The sequence below is a fragment of the Anaerotignum neopropionicum genome (assembly GCF_001571775.1).
Classification (GTDB): domain Bacteria; phylum Bacillota; class Clostridia; order Lachnospirales; family Anaerotignaceae; genus Chakrabartyella; species Chakrabartyella neopropionicum.
Map to the genome: position 1 here is coordinate 1 of NZ_LRVM01000028.1, position 958 is coordinate 958.

The following is a 958-nucleotide window of genomic DNA, read 5'->3' on the forward strand; positions in this document are numbered from 1 at the left end:
TTCCCATGTTGTATGTGCTAAACTATTATTAGTCATTTTGAATCCTCCTTTTGGTCTTTGATGTGGTTGGCAAACCTACATTTATTCTACCAAAGGAGGATTCGTGCTTACATCTAAAGAACAAACCTTTCCTACCACCGGCATAGCCGGTGGTTTTGTCAAGCTAAAGCGAACAACAAAAAAGAAAAAGCCTTGCGACTTTTTCTTGGTTTATCTCTTCTGATTCTTTTTACTACGATACTAAACATTACAGTCAGTAATACAAATATTGTAATTTTCCTACTTTTAGTTGCAGACATTATTTTTGCAATGTTAAGTTTTGATTCTAATTATAGTTCCCGTTTTCTATGGGGGTGTGTTGCATCTGTCATCGGAATTGTTTCAAATACAATTGTTTTCTCTTTTGTATCCACTTTTACCAACTATGACTTAAATACGCTGTCGGTTTCGTCATTGATCCGCATTCAAATGACATTGGTCTATTTAGTGGTGTGTGCTATTTTTTACTTTACTATAATTCATATTGCATCAAAAAAATCCATTACATTACCACTACTGTTTCGTTTTATTTTATTCTTACTGTTGTCCTTGGGAATCATTGCATCAGATATGTTAATTGGCCTATCAATATCAATTAGCAATCATACCTACACAGGAAACGAAGCCTCTCACGTCCTTGATTTTATTGGAGTGGCTTATCTATCTATTTTATTAGGCTGTATTATCTTATTTGAAGTATTGGGAGCTTTCTATCAAAAAAACTCTGAACTTTCAATGCAGTTACGAGAAGCAAGCTTACTGCAAACTCACTTTGAAAATATTCAGACATCTATGAAAACACTACGTCAATGGAAACATGACTATCACCACCATACACAAGCTATGCATATGCTTTTAGAAAATGAGGACTATTCGGAATTAAGAAAATATTTAGCACAGCTTAATTCTGATTTTAAAA

1 pseudogene is annotated in these 958 nt (G+C 33.6%); it reads left to right on the plus strand.

Going from position 1 to position 958, the window contains the following annotated elements:
• Positions 1 to 192: 192 nt before the first annotated feature.
• Positions 193 to 958 (plus strand): annotated as a pseudogene (locus tag CLNEO_RS16030) (hypothetical protein); the annotation flags it as partial.